Consider the following 18,618-nt stretch of genomic DNA (forward strand, 5'->3'; position numbering starts at 1 on the left):
TGATTGCCGAGGCGGGGCGTTTTGTCATCTGGTCACACAAGACGCTCAGTCAATACGTTCAGTCAATACGTTCAGTCGAGCACCGGGCCGATGATGTGCTTGACCTCCAGATAGCCCGCCAGGCCCCACGGCCCCAGCTCACGGCCGATGCCGCTGCGCTTGAAGCCACCCCAGCTGGCTTGCACCAGCGGCAGCTGCTCGCTGTTGTACCACACCACCCCAGCGCGCAGGCGACGGCCGAGTTGCTGGGCGCGCCTGGCATCGCCGCTGACCACCGTGGCCACCAGCCCGAAATCACAGTCATTGGCGAGGCGAATCGCCTCGGCCTCATCGGCGACGCGGCGCGAGCACAGCACCGGCCCGAAGATCTCCTCGCGCCACAGACGGCTTGTCACCGGCACATCGGTGTAAAGCGTCGGCGCCACGAAGTAGCCCTTGCCTGGCAGGCTGCGATGGGTGCCATCGCGCAGCGCCGTCAGGCCTTCCTCGCGCGCCACGTTCAGATAGCTCAGCACGGTGTCGCGCTGGCGGGCGCTGGTCATCGGGCCCATCTGGGTCGTGGCGTCCAGCGGGTCGCCCAGTACGAGTGCATCGATGCGGCTGGCCAGCGCGGCGTGCAGCTCATCGGCGATGGCCTCGTGCACCAGCAGGCGCGAGGTGGCAGAGCAGATCTGACCGGCATTGAAGTAGATGCCCGCCATCACCCAGTCGGCGGCTTCCTCGACGTCGGCATCGTCGAGCACGATGATCGGCGACTTGCCGCCAAGCTCGAGAGAGACGCCGCGCGTGCCACAGGCCGCGGCCTGCATGACCTTCTCGCCGACCACATTGCTGCCGGTGAAGGAAATCTTGTCGATGCGCGGATGACGGGTCAGCGGCGCGCCGATGCCCTCGCCATCGCCGTGCAGCAGGTTGAACACGCCCGCCGGCAGACCGGCTTCCAGCGCGATCTCGGCCATCACCTGTTCCGGCAGCGGCGTCACTTCAGACGGCTTGATCACCAGGGTGCAGCCCGCGGCGAGCGCTGGCGCGACCTTCCAGGCACTGGTGACCAGCGGGAAGTTCCACGGCGTGATCAATCCCACCACGCCAGCCGGCTCGTGATAGGTGTGCGCGGCATAGCCTTCGACATCATGCGCGACCTCCGCACCCTGACGCGCATCCAGCGCGCGTGCCTGGGCGGCGTAATAGCGGTAGCAGCCGATGGCGTCATCGAGATCGATCTCGGCCTCGGCGCGAATCTTGCCGTTGTTGCGACACGACATCTCCACCAGCGCTTCCCGTCGTGACGTAAGCCCCTCGGCGAAGGCCTCCAGATAGACCGCGCGCTCGGCGCCACTCAGTGCCTGCCAACCCTCGAAGGCGTCGGCGGCGGCCGCGACGGCGGCCTGTACATCACGCGCATCTCCTGCCGTCACCTCGGCGATGACGGTCTCCTCGAAGGGGTTGGTGACCGCCAGACGACGCTCGCCGTGGGACTTGACCCACTCGTTGTTGATGAACTGATGATCGAGCTTGTGCATGGACATTCCTGACATGTGAGTTTCTGGCATGAGAGTTCCATGCCGCCTGCCACCACAGGGTCACAGGCGGGCATTGTTCAGTGTTGTGGCGCTAAGCGGCGAGCCAGGCTCACTGTGCGATTGAGCGCTGCCATCCCGTCGCATCGATTTCCACCAGCAGCGGGGCACTTGCGTCGCGCTCGCTGATCGCTGTCGCCAGCTGACTGGGGGAGTCGATCGCCACTGCGGCGCAGCCGAAGCCCTGGGCGAGCAGCTGGAAGTCGGGGGCCTTGATGTCGACGCCCAGCCGCGTGACGCCGGCGTTGTCCATGAAGCGGCGAATCTCTTCATAGCCCTGGTTGTGCCACAGCACGATCACCACCGGCAGCTGTTCTTCCACCGCGCAGGCGAGTTCGGACAGCGTGAACATGATGCCGCCATCGCCGACCAGCGCGATCACCGGCAGGTCCGGGCGGCCCAGGGTCGCGCCCATCGCGGCGGGCAGGCCGTAGCCGAGCGTGCCGTAGCCGGTGGAGGCATTGAAGTAGCGGCGCGGTGCCGGCTGGCTGAGCAGGTGATTGGCGGCGTAGACGGTCGCGCAGGAATCGCCGACCCAGATCGCCTCCGGCAGCGCTTGCTGGAGGGTATCGAACAGCGGCACATAGGGCGCGAAGGCCGGGTCAGTCGGCAGCGCGAGGGCCTCAAGCGTGGCGGCGGTGATCTGCGCGCCGCGTGTCTTGCCCGCCTCTGCGTCAGCCGTCTTGTCATAGGTTTCGCCCAGGCTATCAGCAACGCTCGCGGCGAGAGTCTCCAGCGCCAGGCCGGCGTCGGCGACGATGGCGAGTGTCGCCTGCTGGTTGCGCGCCAGCTGTTCGGGGTCGATATCGATGCGGATCAGCTGGCCACCGATCACGAAGCCATCATCGAACACCACGTCGTAGTCGGTCTCGCCAAGTTCGGTACCGATCGCCAGCACCACATCGGCGTCGCGCGCCAGTTCGCGTACCGCAGGCAGCGCGGCATTGGCGCCGAGATCCAGCGGGTGGGCGCCGCCCAGCAGACCTTTGGCATTGATGGTGGTGACGGTGGGGGCATCGAGCGCCTCCACCAGCTGGCGGGCCGCTTTTGGCGCAGCGACACAGCCACCGCCCAGCAGCACCAATGGCCGCTCGGCGCCCTGCAGCAGGCTCACGGCCTCAGCGAGCAGGGCCGGGTCCGGCGCGAGGCGCCCGATGCGCGGGCGCGTGAAGTCATGCGTGGTGCGACCGGCGGGCGGTGCGAGCTCGGCATTGAACAGGTCGATGGGAATCTCGATATGCACGGGGCCCGGGCGGGCACCCTCGAACAGCGCGAAGGCGCGGGCCAGCACTTCCGGCAGCGCGGCCGGGTCGAGCAGGGTGTGGCTGAAGCGCGCCACGCCCGACACCAGCTGCTGCTGGCTGGGCAGCTCGTGCAGACGCCCCTGGCCACGGCCGAGGGTGTCGGTGCGATTGACGCTGGAGATCACCAGCATCGGGATGGAGTCGGCCAGTGCCTGGCCCATCGCGGTGGTGATGTTGGTCATCCCCGGACCGGTGATGATGAAGCACACCCCGGGCTTGCCGGTGCTGCGGGCATAGCCATCGGCCATGAAGCCGGCACCCTGTTCGTGGCGCGGGGTGACGTGGCGAATGCTGCGCGCGGCGGGGTCGGCATCCGGCTCCAGGCCACGGTAGAGCTCGACGGTATGCACGCCGGGAATACCGAAGACGGTGTCGACGCCGTAGGTGTCACGCAGCAGTCGGATCAGGAGTTCAGCACATGTCATGGCAGGTTATTCCAATGACGGGAGCACCGTGGTGCTCCCGTATGAGATGAGAAACAAGTTGAGTGCCCGCTTGGCTCAGAACACGAACAGATGCGCGATGCCGGCGATGATCGGCAGGGTGATCAGCGTGCGCAGCACGAAGATGGCCACCAGCTCCCAGATCTTGAGCGGAATCTTCGACTTGAGCAGCAGGGCGCCGATCTCGGACATGTAGATCAACTGGGTCAGTGACAGGCAGGCGATCACGAAGCGGGTCAGTTCGCTGTCGATGTCCTTGGCCAGCACCGCCGGCAGGAACATGTCGGCAAAGCCGACCAGCGTCGCCGGGGCTGCCTCTGCCGCGTGGGGAATCTGCAGCAGTTCCAGCAGCGGAATCATCGGGTAGGAGAGCCAGGTGAATACCGGCGTGAACTCGGCCAGCATCAGCGCCACGGTGCCGATGGCGATCACCACCGGCAGCAGGCCGAGGAAGATGTCCGCCACGTTGAAGCCGGCCGATTTCACCAGCTTGAGCGGGCTCGGCGCATGCTCGGCGCGCGCGACGGCCATGCCGAGTGAGTAGCGCAGCACGCCACAGTCGCTCTGGTTCTCTTCACTGATCTGGCAGCCGACCGGCTCATGATAATCATCACGCTTGCGCGACAGCGGCGGCAGACGCGGCACGATGACGGCGGCGATCAGGCCCGCGATGACGACGGTCAGGTAGAAGGGCACGAACAGGTGGTTGATGTTCATGAAGCTGGTGACCAGCAACGCGAAGGCGATCGAGACCACCGAGAAGTTGGTGGCGATCACCGCCGCTTCACGCTTGCTGTAGAAGCCCTGCTCGTACTGCTGGGTGGTGATCAGCACGCCGACGGTGCCGGAACCCATCCACGAGGCGGTGGCATCGATGGCGCTGCGCCCGGGCAGATTGAAGATGGCGCGGAACGGGCGACGCACCAGGCTGCCGATGAATTCCATGAAGCCGAAGTCGACCAGCAGCGGCAGCAGAATGGCCGCGAAGAAGAAGAAGGTCAGCAGTACCGGCGCGAGATCATTGAGCATCACGCCGCCGGTGAAGGCCGCGGTGACCTGGGTTGGCCCCCATTGGAAGTAGGTCATCAACGCGAAGATGGCGCCGAGGGCGCGCATGGCGAACCATACCGGCGAGACATCGAACAGCTCGTGCGCCGCGCCCTGACGTGCCCAGGCCGGCTTGGCGAGCTTGACGAAGCCGGTGAGGATCACCGACAGACACAGCACCGCGACGGCGATGGCGGGCAAGGCGCTGCCGAGCGTGGCCTTGAGCCAATCGGCCATCAGGCCCATGCCGATGTTGATGGTGTCGCCGACACTGAACGGCACCAGGAAGAAGCTGACGCCGAGCAGTGACGGCACCAGGAATTTCATCAGCCCCCTGGCCGTCAGCGGCACGGGGCGGGTGGCGATGAGGTCTTTCTGCGCCTTGTGTGGCTTGGCGGTCTCAGGCTGTTCAGCACCAGAGCCAGAACTTGAGACAGAACTTGAGCCAGAACTTGAGACAGAACTTGAGACAGAACTTGAGACAGAACTTGAGACAGAACCGGAAATAGCGCGGGGCGGCGTATGGTCCGCCGCGGAGTCGATGCTGGTTGTCATTCGGGTCACCTAGATCTTGTTGTAATGGTCAGGCTCTAGCCGAGCATTGTGTGATGCATCATGCCGTATCGTCTCGGGTGATTCTGTGTGCGCCGAGGGCGGGACGGGCCCCCGGCGCGGGTGCAGCAGGGCAGCGGGTCATTCGTGGGTCGTTCGTGGATCAGTCGCGCTGTTGCACGCCCGGCAGCACGCACAGCATCTCGTAGAGCAGGGTCGCGCCCATCAGCGCGGTGTTGCCGCTGGTGTCGTAGGGCGGGGAGACTTCCATCAGGTCACCGCCGACGATGTTGAGGCCACGCGCGCCGCGCACGATTTCCATGCCCTGGGGCATGGTCAGGCCGCCGGCTTCCACGGTGCCGGTGCCGGGGGCGACGGAGGGGTCCAGGCCATCGATGTCGAAGGTGATGTACACCGGGCGGTCGCCCATCATGTCGCGCACTTCGGCCATCAGCGGGGCGAGTGACTTGAACCAGCACATTTCGGCGGTCTCGACACGGAAGCCCTGCTGGCGGCACCAGTCGAAGTCATCGGCGGAGTAGCCGGTGCCACGCAGGCCGATCTGCACCACGCGATTGCTGTCGAGCAGGCCTTCTTCCTGGGCGCGACGAATCGGTGTGCCGTGGGCGATGGGCTCGCCGAACATGTGGTCGTTGACGTCGGCGTGGGCATCGATGTGGATCAGGCCGACCGGACCATGCTTCTTGGCGATGGCGCGCAGCACCGGCAGGGTGACGGTGTGATCGCCACCCAGCGTCAGCGGTACGCAGTCGTGGCGCAGCACCTCATCGTAGAACTGCTCGATGATGTCCATGCTCTTAGGCAGGTGGAAGGTGTTGATCGGCACATCGCCGATGTCCGCGACCTGCAGGCTATCGAAGGGCGCGGCGCGGGTGGCCATGTTGTAGGGGCGCAGCATGCGCGATTCATCACGGATCTGGCGCGGGCCAAGACGTGCGCCCGGACGGTTGGAGGTACCGATGTCCAGCGGAATGCCGATGAAGGCGGCGTCCAGGCCTTCCGCGGTTTCCTGAGCCGGCAGACGCATCATGGTGGCCGGGCCGCCGAAACGTGGCATGTCGTTGCCGCCCAGCGGCTGATTGAACTCGCTCATCTGTCTCTCCAGGGTCTTGAGTCGCTCGCGCTGACGTGACGGCGAGCGGGGTATTGTGATTGTTCGCCTGATCGTTCGGCCGGACGGTGGCATGAAAGCCGGCGATCTTCCTTGGCGCATACCCCAGCATTGCAGTAACCATGCCAATTTTTAGTCGATTGATTTTATTGGGTTTTATTTGAGAGTGGTCGCAGAGTGATTCATTTATGGATCACTCGTGCGCCATTAATGATTCAAAAATGGATCGCTGATTCATTTGTGGATCACATTCGGGCATCATCGAGAGTGTCTTCAAGCGCAGTGCGAGAAAGACCAGCAGGAAAGACCTGCTGGAAAGTACTGATAGAAAGAAGCGCTGGAAAGAACTGCTAGAAAGACCTGCTGTAAAGCCCCGCCCGATTCACAGGCGCGACCATGAGGTGCCCGCCATGTCAGAGCTCGACCGTCAGATTCTCAAGACCATCATCGACACCGCTCACGATCACTACTTCGTGGTCAATGCGGATGGCCAGGTGATGGATGTCAGTCCCGGCGCCGCGGCTGTCTATGGCATGACCCGCGAGGAGTTGTGTGCCGCCAACGTGCATGAGCTGGAAGCCAGCGGCGTGCTCAAGCCCTCCATCAGCCTGGAGGTGCTGCGCACGGGGCGCACCCTGCAGATGATGCAGCTCACCGCCACCGGGCGGCGGGTGGTGGCGCAGGCGCATCCGGTGTTCGTCGCGGGCAAGCTCGAGTGCGTGGTCAGCCGCTCGATGGATCTCACCGATATCCAGCTGTTGCAGCAGGAGTACGCGGTGCTCCAGCAGCGCTTCAGTGATCACCTGCGCCGCAATTCACGCGGTGGCGAGCTGAGTGGCGTCAGTCAGGCAGAGGGCGATCGGGCAACGGCGGGGGCAGGGCAATCAGTCCACGACACTGAGCAATATGCACAGAGCCAGGCTGAACAGCGGCAACGTGAACAATCAGCACGAGAGCAGGCCGAGTGCGAAGACGCCGCGCTGGAGCTGGGCGAGCTGCAGGTCAGAAGCCCGGTGATGCGCGAGATCGCGCTGCTGCTCAAGCGGGTCGCGCCCACCAACGCCACGGTATTGATGCTGGGCGAATCCGGGGTCGGCAAGACGGCCTTCGCCCATCAACTGCATCGCTGGAGCCAACGCGCCGACGGCCCCTTCATCGAGGTGAACTGCGGCGCCATTCCCGAGAGCCTGTTCGAGTCCGAGATGTTCGGCTATCAGGCCGGCGCCTTCACCGGCGCGGGCAACCGTGGCAAGGCAGGCCTGATGGAGCAGGCCGAAGGCGGCACCCTGTTCCTCGATGAGATCGGTGAGCTGCCGCTGGCCACCCAGACCAAGCTGCTCAAGGTGATTCAGGACGGGATGATCACTCGCCTGGGCGACACCACCACCCGCCGCGCCGACTTCCGTCTGGTCGTCGCCACCAATCAAGACCTCGCCGCCCGCGTGGAGCAAGGCCAGTTCCGCCTCGACCTCTACTACCGAATCAATGTGCTCCCCGTCAGCCTGCCGCCGCTGCGCGAACGCCGCGAAGACATTCCCGCCCTGATCGAGCAACACCTCTCCCGCCTCAATCAACGTCACGGTCGCCGCAAGCTCCTCGACGCCTCGTTATGGCCCATCCTCATGCGCCAGGACTGGCTCGGCAATATCCGCGAACTGGAAAACTGGCTGGAACGCGCCTGGCTCAGCGCCCCCAGTGATGTCATCGACAGCAACTCAGTGAAAACACTACTCAACACTTGTTCCACGAATAACGCTAATGGACTAGGCAATTCATTTGGCTTCAGTAATGACAAATCTAAGGGAATAGGCGTTACTGAAAGTTTTACCACTGCCGATAACTCTCATAGTCCCAATTCCCTCTCAGAGCCTGCCGCTGAGGGGGCGGTAGCCATGCCAATCCCCAAACTTGGCCCTAACGAAACTCTCAAGGAAGGCCTGGCACGCATTGAAGCACAATGGCTACGTGAGATGGCAGCGGAATTGCCCAGTACCTATGCGATAGCCAAGAGGGCAGGGATCAGTCAGCCGTCAGTGGTGAGGAAGTTGAAGAAATAATTTTATATCCTTGGTTGAATTGTATGGCTGCTCACTAAATGCGGATGAGAGGAAAATGATCGGAAATATATCAAGCAAATGTGATTACATGAGTAAAGTGCTTTCTTTCATGTTTAAGGTTGCAATTTTTGTTGGGGGTATTTCACTTTTCTTTTACTGTAAAAGAATTGATTATTTTCCAGTGGGGATATCTTTTGGGGATGGTTTACTATTTGCTTTCTATTCTCCAATTGTACTTGTTGTATTTTCTGTATTCATTGTTACGCTCATTAGTGTTGGTCTTTTGTTAGTAAATTTTATTTTTGATTTTTACAAGCTAATGCTAAAAGTAAACAATTTTTTCGCGATTTTTACTTTGCCTTATGTACCAAAATACAGGTTAAATATTAAATACAGCTTTCCTTTAATTGTACTGGCTGTTTTTGGTGTTTTTATCTCCTTGGTTCTTGCAGAAAACTGGATGCAGTTAATAACTATTTCCATAATTTCAATAGCTTGTGCTCTGATGTGGATGTTATTGGTCATTACTAGAAAAGAAGATAAATATGTTTTGCTTTACAGAGATAGAAAGACGCATAAAGCAAATAGTAGTATAGTGAATAAGCTGCTTGCTTTATCCCTTATTGTAATATTATCTTTGTTTTTCACTAGTCTTGGAGGTAAATTGTTAGATGGTTCTATGCTGATAGCTGGTATACGAAAAGATAATGTTAATATCCTTCTTGAAGACCCGTATGGGAAAATAGCTTCTATGCAAGGGTTTGAAGTAGCTAAGCTATCAGGTGAAAGTAAACTGTTTTTAGTTAAAAATGTTACTGTGTTATTAGCTGGTTTCGGTGAGAATATAGTTGTTGGTAAATCTAGTGGTGATGTTGTTACTGCTAGATTGATAGTTCCAAATAAAAATGTATACGTGGTTGGTGATTGAAGTATTAGTTAATATTTTAAATAACATGTAGTGGCAATATGCTATTCGAAGCGTTCTTTTAGTTTTCGTCAATCTTGCCATTAATGTCGATGACAAATAAAAATAACAAGGGGTTAAATATGACAGATCGATTACAGCTCACAAGAAACTGTCAGTTTTATAAAATCAAAACTAAAGTGAGCAATCTATATATAAAGTCAATCCTTGATGCAGCTGTTGATAATATGTGTAAAGACGGCGATTTTATTCTGAATACCTTAAGAGAGAAAATGGAAATAGAGGTTGATAAGCGAACCGTGAGTTGTAAAGTCTCTGTGAGAGTATATCCCTCAGAAAAGAAAGTTTACTTCTTTAACGGTGAAATAGAAGATAAAATACATGCATTCATAGCCATTATAGAATACGGTGGTTATATTGGTGTTATTAAAAAGAGTTGTTCAAATATTACCAGTGTGACTGAGCAGAGGTTGACTTTGGTAGATAGTAGCCAACTTGGAGCTACTATAGATACTAATGAAGTTGAATTTCAGAAGCTCACATTAAGAAATATCACAGTTTCAGATAAAGCTATGCGTACTAGATCATACGAGGCTGCAGATTTAAAGGGGCTTCTCTCGCCTCATGCAGCAGGAAGGTCAATACCATCTGCAATAAGGTATCGTGATGGTAGCTCGATTAGAAGTATATCTGGAGTAGGCAGATTTGTTGAAGCATCGCCTAGAAGTAGCCTGGAAGATATTACTAAGTGGGTGGTTAGCCGTATTGATTCGATTAGCACGTCGCAATTCGTCGATAACTATTTAAATACATTTGCGAAAAAGATAGCATTGCCTGATGTTTTGTCTTCATGTATTCCTATAGCTATACTTATCGAAGTAAATTCATTATTAGATAAGATTGAGAGCGATGATTGTGTCGTTAAATATACTCCTCGATATGGTGGACCTATTAAGGTTTCAGAGAGGGTATGCCAAAGATTAATCTATGGTCTTGAAAAAGTACATGAAGTTATTGGTAGTCAGTATAAGGTAAACGGCGAATGTGATAATACTTATCTTAGGATTAATAGTAATACCATAACCCTTCTCTCAAATTTATTAAGTAGATTCAAGGTAACTAACAATGATGATGAATATACTCTGCAAAGGTTCATTGTTAAGTATGGGTTCTATAGCGTGGCTTTTTCAGATCCTAAATACATGTATTTTATGGGTAAATGTTTTGAAGATACTTCTGGAGTTTCAGATATCCAAGGTATTCTAGACATACTTATCCCTAAGGCTGAGCTTTTGAAGGTAAATTCTGAGAAAGGTGACTTTAGTAGTAGCAGTACTTCTTTCTCTTCAAAATCAATGTTTAAGGCTGTAGAGGAAATTCATAGTAATGATGATTTTATATTTTGCGATGATCTCGGTATAGAATGGGCAGATCATATTACTATTAACCAAAATGAAGCATGTATTAATTTTATACATTCGAAGCATGGAGATATTAGTACTTCTGCCAGTAAACTGCATGATGTTGTAGGTCAAGGGATAAAAAATCTAGGATATGTATACTCTTCTGAGGAAGCCATATGTGAACGCGCAAACACAAAGTTCGCAGGGAACTATAATATTAATAAGCAATCGACAAATATCAGTAGAGTCAGAAAGGGCGTGCTGTCGAGCTTGGATTCAAGTATAGAGACGTTGTTTAAAAATTATGCATTGCATAGGAAGTGTATATTAAGTTGCTCGTTCATATCTAAATCTTTGATTGAAGCAGAATTTAAAAAAATTGCATCAGGTAAAAAAGTAAAAGGACACGTCATTCAGTTACTTTGGATACTTTCCTCCTTTGTACATGCATCCAAAGAAGCGAATGTTATTCCAGTAGTATACTGCTTGCCGTGATTTTATCTAATTCTTCGAGTTTATCTTAAAGAATATTTGTGGATATGATTTAAATGGTATTGTTACCTTATAATATCCATCACCACCAGACTCCCCATCACCCCTTCACATAATGGCTTGATCTCGCTGAAGCCGTCATCGACGGCGAGGTCTGTCTTGGCTTTGGCGTAGGTGGTGCCGTCGGCGGTGGGGTGGTAGCTGGTGCAGTGCAGGCGGATCAGCTTGTCGTCGAGGAAGAGGCCGTATTCGCGGGTCTGCGAGGTGATGGGCGTGCCCTGGTGTCGCTGTGTCATGGCGATATCGAACCAGTAGACCTGACGGTGATCCACTCGGGTCAGGCCGGAGTCGAGCATCTGACTGTTGATGGGGGCCCATTGCGCCAGTTGGTCCGTGGCGGCCATTACCTTGAGCTGCGCGTCGCTGACGGTGTCGCCATGCAGGTCATAGATCTCGAGGATGATCATGTCGGTGCCGGTACCCGCCTGACTCTGCCATTTCTGCACGATATGCGGCAGGCGCCCCTCGGCGGCAGACCACGAGGCAGGCAGATGTAGCGCCAGGTTGATGCCCAGCGACTTGGCGTGGCCCTTGGTATGGAATTCCTGGAAATAGCCGTCGTACAGCTCGTATACCGGCTCGATCTGATACTTGGTCGCCAGCAGGAATTCCTTGAACGGCGAGGGCAGGTATTCCCCCTGGGCGCGCAGGTGAATGGCCTCGATGAAGCGGGCCGCGAAGTCGCTGGTCAGCTTGTCGGTGGTCAGTTGGGAATCCAGTTCCTTCTTTATCTGACGGCGAATGCCATCCAGCACTTCGCGCGCGTGGTCCTTGCCCATCAGGGTGGCGAGGTTTTCCGCCAGACGATGGGTGATGTTCGGGAAGGCATTCTTGAAGTAGGCGGAGGCCAGTTCCGCATCCGGCGCGAGGCCGGGATACTCGTCGGCGATGCGTGACAGCGTGATGTCCTGGGCGATGACGAAGCCGTAGGTACTGCTCAGCGTATTGATGACCTTGGGCGTGGGGCGAAACTGTGCGGCTTCGGCGCGTGCCGAGGCACCGGGGGTAATGAGACATAAGCCCAGGCCCAGGCCCAGGCCCAGTCCGAGCGTCAGGGCGGCGGCGGCCAGCCCGGGAATTGCCCCAAAGGAGCGTGTTACGGCAAACGCCATGCGTGACATCCTGTCAGAGTGCGATCGATTCAATCCTATCATCGGCCTACGGTGACTTCTTGCGTGCTGACGCTGTTCAGATGCCTAATCAGGCAGAAGTATCAGACTGCGCGTCATGCGACGCACGCGGTTTCCCTTGTGAGAGAGCAGCAGACAACGATGTCCAGACGACACCAGTATTCGGTTGAACTTGAGTGGACCGGCAATCGCGGTGATGGCACCCGCCATTACACCGCCTATGAGCGTGATTTCGTGGCCCGTGTCAGTGGCAAGCCGAGCCTGGAGGGCTCCGCCGACCCCGCTTTTCGGGGCGACGCTGGCCGCTGGAATCCGGAAGACATGCTGGTGGCCTCCGTCTCGGCCTGCCATAAGCTGTGGTATCTGCACCTGTGTGCTGAGGCCGGCATTCGTGTCATGAGCTATCACGATCACGCCGAGGGCACGATGCAGGAAGGCTCGCCTGCCGCTGATGACAAGACTCAGGCTGAGAGTCAGGGCGAGGCGGGGCGCTTCACCTCCATCGTGCTGCGCCCCGAGATCACGCTGGCCGCCGGTGACGATATCGCGCTCGCCCATGAGTTGCACCACCGGGCGCATGCGCTGTGTTTCATTGCCAATTCGCTGAATTTTCCGGTCAGCTGTGAGGCGGTGATCACCCATCAGTGATGGGCAGCCCTCAGCCCGCGTCAGACCGACCGTGTCATACTGACCGTGTCAGAACCCAAAAGGCCACCAGAGCAATCTGGTGGCCTTTTTTTGGTTTCAGCGTCTCGAGAACTGATCAAACGAGGGAATCAACCGCGTGCGTTCACTTCCTCGATCAGCTTGCTGGAGCCGGTGAGGTCCGGCAGGCAGGCGCCGTCGGCAATCTTCGCCAGCAGCACTTCTTCGGTTTCTTGCACCTCGATGGCGTGGGTGGCGATGGCCGAGACTTCCTCTGGCGCCATGACGATGACGCCGCTTTCATCGGCGAGGATGGCATCGCCCGGATTGACGACGACACCGCCGATGCTGACAGGCACATTGAGCGCGCCGCCGATACCGGCGAAGCGGGTGGTCAGCGAGGCGACACCGCGACTCCAGACCGGGAACTGCTTGTCGCGAATGGTCAGCGCATCGGTGGCCATGCCATCGATCACCACGCCTGCCACGCCGAGGCGCGAGGCGACTTCCGTCATCACGCCGCCCCAGCAGGCGCGGTGGCGATCGCCCTGACGATGCACGATCAGCACATCGCCCGGACGCACCAGGCGCATCAGGTGGTTGAGCAGGGTGCCATCTTCCGGCGGCAGCGAGACGGTGACGGCGGTACCGGCGATGCGCACCTCGGGCAGCATGCTGGCAATCGCCGGTTCGACGAAGCCGTGGGTGTGGAAGTGGCCGATGGTGGCCGTCTCGCACTGCTTGAGCTGTTCCAGCCGTTCAGGCGCGACCTGCGCTGGCATGTCATTGAGTTGGTACATGGAAGTCTCTCGTCGTGGTCGGTCAGATCAGGCTGGGCAGGAAGGTCGTCAGCCACGGGGCCCAGTAGAGCATCAGCATCGCGAACAGGAAGCAGATTACGATCGGCCATGCCGCGGCGTAGATGGTCTGCATCGGCGTCGCCGGGGCGGCGCCTTTCACCGCGAACAGGTTGTAGCCGAAGGGCGGGGTCAGACTGCCCACCGAGATGTTGATCAGGAACAGCGTCCAGAACCACACCGGATCAAAGCCATACAGCTTGACCAGCGGCGCGTAGATGGGAATCACCACCATCATGAAGGCGATCTGGTCGATGAACATGCAGGCGATCAGCGGAATCAGCATCAGGATCAGCAGCATCCACACCGGGTCAAGATCCAGCCCGGTCACGCTGCTCACCAGACCGCTGGTGGCGCCGGTGAAGCTCAACAGCTGCGAGAACAGCTTCGAACACGCCAGGATCAGGATGATCATGGTGCTGACCTTGAGCGAGGACATCACCGCCTCGCCGGCCATCTTGAACGAGAACTTGCGGTAGTAGGCCGCGACCACCAGCGAGCCCAGCACGCCGGTGGCGGCGGATTCGGACGGCGTGGCGATGCCGAGCAGAATCAGGCCGAGCACGGCGAAGATGATGATGGTGAACGGCAGCATGTTGATCACGGCGCGGCGTTTTTCCTGGGCCGTGCCGCCACCGCTTTCATCGACGGGCGGCGCACGACGCGGGTCCAGCGTGATGCGCACCTTCACATAGAGGATGAACAGCGCGGCCAGCAGGATGCCGGGCAGGATACCCGCGATCAGCAGGCGCGCGATGGAGACATCCACCATCGAGCCGATGATGATCACCAGCAGGCTCGGCGGGATGATCGGCGCGAGACTCGCCCCGCCCAGAATCAGGCCGATGGAGAGCCTGTCGTCATAGCCGCGCTCCTGCATGGTCGGCAGCGCCGAGCGGCTGAGCATGGCGGTCACGGCCAGCGCCGAGCCGGACAGGGCACCGAACAGCGTCGAGAGGGCGACGACAAAGAAGTAGAGGCGACCCTTCATGCGGCCCATCAGGGCATCCAGCGAGTCGAAGATCACATCGATGGAGCCGGAGCGGAACAGCAGCTCCCCCATCAGCACGAACAGCGCGATGGTGGTCAGCGTCTCCGAGGTCATGCTGTCGTAGACACTGTTGGCGAACATGCCGAAACCGGCGGTGCCCATCAACCACAGCGTGCCGAGCACGTTGATGGTCAGGAAGGCGGCGAAGACGGGAATGCCGAGGGCGAACAGGCCCATCAGCAAGGCGATGGCCAGGCCCAGAGAGGTATACCATTCCATGACTCAGGGTCCTTTTCTGGTGTCGGCGGTCGCCGAGGGTGTCGCGCGGCTAGTCGAGCGGCCAAAGGCGTGGCGCAGGAAGTACAGGGCGGCGCTGATCATCGCGTAGGCGATGAAGCTGGAGACCCAGTACTTGGGAATGTCGAGGCCCATGGCGGTGGTGGTGTGGTAGTTGAACTGACGCAGGCTTTCCTGCACGCAGATCCAACCGGCCACGGCGCAGACGGCGCCGGTCACCAGGGCGAGGAGACGATCATAGAAGGCGCGCGCGGCAGGGCCAAGGCGCTCCGGCAGCACGGTGATGGCGATATGGCCATGGGTGCGGGCCAGTTCCGGCGTTGCCAGCGAAATCGAGAGGCATAGCAGGTAAGCCACCATCGCGCCGGACCACAGGGTGGGAGAGTTGAAGAAGTAGCGCGCGATGACTTCCAGCCAGAAGCACAGGACGATGCCACACAAGGTGACACCGCCCAGAAGGAAGCCTGCTCGCGTCACGCCGTCATGCACACGTGCAAGCAGGGTTAGCATGGTGGATTCCTTACTCGCTGACGGTGGTCAGGTTCTTCTCGATCGCCAGTTCACGCATGGCGGTCACCGTGTCCGGGGTCTTGTCGATGCCCAGCTGCCAGATACCGTCGGTGACGAGGGCATCCAGACGCTCGGCGTCTTCGGGTGCGAATTCGGTGGCCTGCATGCCCGCTTCGTCCAGCGCCTTCCACTCTTCGACTGCCAGCTCATCCAGGATCGGGACGATCTCGGTTTCCAGCTCACGCCCTTCGTCGAGCAGCACTTGCTGCTGTTCCGGAGACAGGGTGTTGAAGGCGTTCAGGTTCATCAGCACGAAGTTGTAGGTCTGACCGAAGGTCGGCTTGGAGTAGTAGCCGGCGACTTCCTGCCAGCCCATGTCCTTGACGCCATTCAGGCCCCAGGCCGCGCCGTCGATCACGCCACGGTCCATCGCGGAATAGACATCGCCACTGGACATCAGCACCGGCGTACCGCCCAGGCCCTTGGTGACGTTGGTATAGGTGGGGCTGCCGCGCAGACGACGGCCATCCAGACCCGGCGTACCGGTGATCGGCTCCTTCAGCACGTACTGGAAGCCGTGGCTGCCCAGCGGCGGAATCGCGATCAGCTTGAGGCCCAGGCCGTTGTAGTGCTCATCGACCATGTCCCACAGGCCGGATTCACGCGTCTGTTCCGGATTCACCGCCACGCCATCCATCGCGGCGCCGACGCCGGTGGTGTTGGTGTGATAAGCGGCGTGGGTATACAGCAGCTGGAAGACACCGGCCGCGACAGGCTGCAGCTGCTCGAAGGGCGGCACCACATCCGGGCCGGTCAGCTTGATGGTGAGGTCGGCGGCCTTGTTGGCTTCGACTTCCTTGATGAAGCGCTGGGCAATCTCGCGGGAGTAGGCAGTGGTCTGGTCGTAACTGGACAGCATGCGCAATTCGGTGGCCATGGACTGGGTGGCCGGGAGGAGGGCGAGCAGCGGGAGCAACAGAGCGGGCTTGAGGGTTTTCATAGCAGTATCCACGTTATCGTTATTGTGAGCGGGGCAGTGCATGCGGGACTTCTCGTGACCATGATGCTGCGTCCGGGAGATGCATGCGGTACCTGTCCCTGCTTCTTGTTGTGATGGTACGCCTTCAATCTATGAGGCCCTCCCTTCGCGGTCAACGAATCATCAGCCTTTTGGGCTTTCAAATTTCAATACGCAGTATTTGCCAAATTTATGTAAGAAAATATGTGTGTATTGTGCGGTGACAACATGCGGGGATTGCGATGAGAAATTGGCCGATCGATGGCAGAAAAGACAGGCAAGTCGTCGCAGGGATAGTGGGCAGTCGCTCGCGATAAACCTGCCTGAAGGCATCTGCTCGGTCAGCAGAATAGCCATCAGAGTGGCTATCAGAATGGCTATCAGAGTAGCGAGCAGAATGGCTATCAGAGTGGCGAGCAGAATGGCTATCAGAGTGGCGAGCCGGAAACCCGCAGAGCGATGGATCCTGACCACGGGAAAGCCCCCGTTGCCGATGACCTCTTGTGAGCATCGGCAACGGGGGCTTTCGGGGGGGTGCATCACTACTTGATAAGCACTGAGCGCAACTGTTCTCTCAGTCAGTCAACTCGGCCAGTCAGCGCGCCGCGGACTCGCTCGAGAGACCCAGGCTCGGCTTGCGCAGCGCCAGCGGCATCAGCGCCAGCGAGACCGGCAGGCCGATCATCACCGGGTGCAGGCCGAAGGGATGGCCCAGCACCTGCCACAGCACGGCGGTGGCCAGCCCGCCCCACATCATGATCACCCCGCCACGCGGGTCAGGCGTGCGACGGCACAGCGCGACCACCGTCGGCACCAGCACACCGCAGACCAGCATCGCGCTGCCGAGAATCCAGATATCGAGCAGACGCGGTGCGTAGAGCGCCAGGCCCAGCGAAATCAAGGACATGGCGACCACCGAGTGGCGGCTCATGCGCAGCATGAAGGCATCATTGCGGCCCTTCATGCGCGGCTTGATGATGTCGTTGGCGATGGAGGACGCACCGGCGATGAAGAACGAATCCGCGCACGAGATGATGGTCGCCAGCAGCACGACGACCATGCTGACCATCAGCGGCAACGGCAGAGTGGCCTTGATGATGGCGTAGAAGGACAGGTCCGGATTGGCGACCGCGATATCCAGCCCCAGCTTGGCGAAGGCGCCGATCAGGACCACGGCACCGCCGACCAGCAGCGTGAAGACGATGGCAACGGCGTAGCCGGTGCGTGCCGCCTTGAGGCTGCGCGCGGCCCAGAAGCGCTGCCACAGGTCCTGACGCACGAACTGATAGGCGCCGATGGTCAGCATGTAGACCGCCAGTTCATGGCCGGAAATGCCGGTCAGGCTCAGGAAGTCAGGGTTGCCTTCGGGCATGGGGGCCGCGCTGATGAACTCCCAGCTGCCGCTGGCGTAGTAGACGGTGACCAGCAGGAAGAAGATGCCCAGGGTCTGCAGGGTGCCCAGAATGGCGTCTGACCAGATGACCGCCATCAGGCCGCCCAGCCATGTCTTGGCGGTCAGCAGTGCCCAGGTCAGCAGGATGCCCACCGGCAGTGCCAGGCCGAACACCAGCTTGAGCACCGTGGCCACGGCCACGAACTGCATGCCGGTGATGGCCGCGTAGGCACACAGGATGCTGAGCAGCGTCGGCACCCTGACGCCTTCGCCAAAGCGACTGACCAGGAAGTCGGCCAGGGTCACCATGTTGAGGCGCTCGCCTTCGGCGTGGATCTTGCCGATGAAGAAGTACAGCGCCACGCCCGCGAAGGTCATGCCCACCGGCAGCCACAGCTGGCCCATGCCGAAGGTGTAGCCCTTGGAGACGAAGCCCAGCAGGGTAGAACCGCCGACGGCGGTACCGATCAGCGTACAGATCAGCGGGAAGGTCGAGGTGGAACGGCCTGCTACATTGTAATCATCATAGGTCTTGATGCGGCGGAAGAAATAGAGCGAAAGCCCCATCAGAAATACGCCACATGCTATGATCATGATCGAGAGAATGAAGGTTTCTCGGGTATCGAACATCGTCGTGTTTTCCGCTTTATTGATATTGTATTGATCGTCATTAGTGTCTTGAGCGAGGGGGAATATATCACTCGAAGGCAGACGTTGGTGACGCGGTGCTGACTTTATTACCATCTGGCGTGCCACCGGGAGTGCATTTCATTGCGCTCTTG

The 18,618-nt window shown here is 58.5% G+C and carries 14 protein-coding genes; 4 read left to right on the top strand and 10 right to left on the bottom strand.

Annotated elements, in window-relative coordinates; genetic code table 11:
* Nucleotides 1–71 precede the first annotated feature (71 nt).
* The 4 genes from MSG32_RS04350 to speB all read right to left on the bottom strand — a co-directional run bounded on the left by MSG32_RS04350 (nucleotide 72) and on the right by speB (nucleotide 6,040).
* Nucleotides 72–1,523: an aldehyde dehydrogenase family protein gene (locus tag MSG32_RS04350; protein ID WP_248378010.1), complete on the bottom strand. Its 1,452-nt coding sequence runs from the start codon at nucleotides 1,521–1,523 to the stop codon at nucleotides 72–74.
* Between the two features lie 109 nt (nucleotides 1,524–1,632).
* A complete protein-coding gene (locus MSG32_RS04355) occupies nucleotides 1,633–3,309 on the bottom strand; it encodes a 5-guanidino-2-oxopentanoate decarboxylase (protein WP_248378012.1) in 1,677 nt (558 codons plus the stop codon).
* A 75-nt stretch (nucleotides 3,310–3,384) separates the two neighbouring features.
* Nucleotides 3,385–4,701, bottom strand: a complete 1,317-nt coding sequence (locus tag MSG32_RS04360) for a YjiH family protein (RefSeq protein WP_248378014.1) — start codon at nucleotides 4,699–4,701, stop codon at nucleotides 3,385–3,387.
* Nucleotides 4,702–5,089: 388 nt separating this feature from the next.
* On the bottom strand, nucleotides 5,090–6,040 hold the full coding sequence (speB, locus tag MSG32_RS04365; RefSeq protein ID WP_054556970.1) for an agmatinase: 951 nt from the start codon (nucleotides 6,038–6,040) through the stop codon (nucleotides 5,090–5,092).
* Nucleotides 6,041–6,468: 428 nt separating this feature from the next.
* On the opposite strand from speB, the gene MSG32_RS04370 reads away from it, so the two are divergent.
* From MSG32_RS04370 to MSG32_RS04380, 3 genes are all read left to right on the top strand, one after another.
* Nucleotides 6,469–8,115, top strand: coding sequence for a sigma 54-interacting transcriptional regulator (locus tag MSG32_RS04370; RefSeq protein WP_248378018.1), 1,647 nt, complete (start codon nucleotides 6,469–6,471; stop codon nucleotides 8,113–8,115).
* A gap of 88 nt (nucleotides 8,116–8,203) precedes the next feature.
* Nucleotides 8,204–9,043 (top strand): hypothetical protein, encoded by an 840-nt coding sequence (locus MSG32_RS04375; protein WP_248378019.1) that lies wholly within the window; start codon nucleotides 8,204–8,206, stop codon nucleotides 9,041–9,043.
* 119 nt (nucleotides 9,044–9,162) lie between these two features.
* On the top strand, nucleotides 9,163–10,938 hold the full coding sequence (locus MSG32_RS04380; protein WP_248378020.1) for a hypothetical protein: 1,776 nt from the start codon (nucleotides 9,163–9,165) through the stop codon (nucleotides 10,936–10,938).
* A gap of 62 nt (nucleotides 10,939–11,000) precedes the next feature.
* Here MSG32_RS04380 and MSG32_RS04385 read toward each other — a convergent pair whose 3' ends face one another.
* Nucleotides 11,001–12,107, bottom strand: a complete 1,107-nt coding sequence (locus tag MSG32_RS04385; RefSeq protein WP_248378021.1) for a hypothetical protein — start codon at nucleotides 12,105–12,107, stop codon at nucleotides 11,001–11,003.
* 159 nt (nucleotides 12,108–12,266) lie between these two features.
* On the opposite strand from MSG32_RS04385, the gene MSG32_RS04390 reads away from it, so the two are divergent.
* Nucleotides 12,267–12,773 carry an OsmC family protein gene (locus MSG32_RS04390; RefSeq protein WP_248378022.1) on the top strand — a complete coding sequence of 169 codons (507 nt, stop codon included), beginning with the start codon at nucleotides 12,267–12,269 and terminating at the stop codon, nucleotides 12,771–12,773.
* A gap of 128 nt (nucleotides 12,774–12,901) precedes the next feature.
* Here the strand turns inward: MSG32_RS04390 and MSG32_RS04395 are convergent, their stop codons facing one another.
* From MSG32_RS04395 to MSG32_RS04415, 5 genes are all read right to left on the bottom strand, one after another.
* Complete coding sequence (locus tag MSG32_RS04395) at nucleotides 12,902–13,570, bottom strand: RraA family protein (protein WP_248378023.1); 669 nt, start codon at nucleotides 13,568–13,570, stop codon at nucleotides 12,902–12,904.
* Between the two features lie 22 nt (nucleotides 13,571–13,592).
* The gene (locus MSG32_RS04400) at nucleotides 13,593–14,897 is read right to left on the bottom strand and encodes a TRAP transporter large permease subunit (RefSeq protein ID WP_054556964.1); all 1,305 of its coding nucleotides are present in this window, start codon (nucleotides 14,895–14,897) and stop codon (nucleotides 13,593–13,595) included.
* A gap of 3 nt (nucleotides 14,898–14,900) precedes the next feature.
* Entirely contained in the window at nucleotides 14,901–15,425 is a 525-nt protein-coding gene (locus MSG32_RS04405) for a TRAP transporter small permease subunit (protein ID WP_248378024.1), read from the bottom strand.
* A 10-nt stretch (nucleotides 15,426–15,435) separates the two neighbouring features.
* Nucleotides 15,436–16,425 carry a TRAP transporter substrate-binding protein DctP gene (dctP, locus tag MSG32_RS04410; protein ID WP_192838901.1) on the bottom strand — a complete coding sequence of 330 codons (990 nt, stop codon included), beginning with the start codon at nucleotides 16,423–16,425 and terminating at the stop codon, nucleotides 15,436–15,438.
* A gap of 613 nt (nucleotides 16,426–17,038) precedes the next feature.
* Nucleotides 17,039–18,466 (bottom strand): sodium:solute symporter family protein, encoded by a 1,428-nt coding sequence (locus MSG32_RS04415; protein ID WP_248378025.1) that lies wholly within the window; start codon nucleotides 18,464–18,466, stop codon nucleotides 17,039–17,041.
* Nucleotides 18,467–18,618: the final 152 nt, after the last annotated feature.

The sequence above is a fragment of the Cobetia sp. 1CM21F genome, assembly GCF_023161745.1.
GTDB lineage: Bacteria > Pseudomonadota > Gammaproteobacteria > Pseudomonadales > Halomonadaceae > Cobetia > Cobetia amphilecti.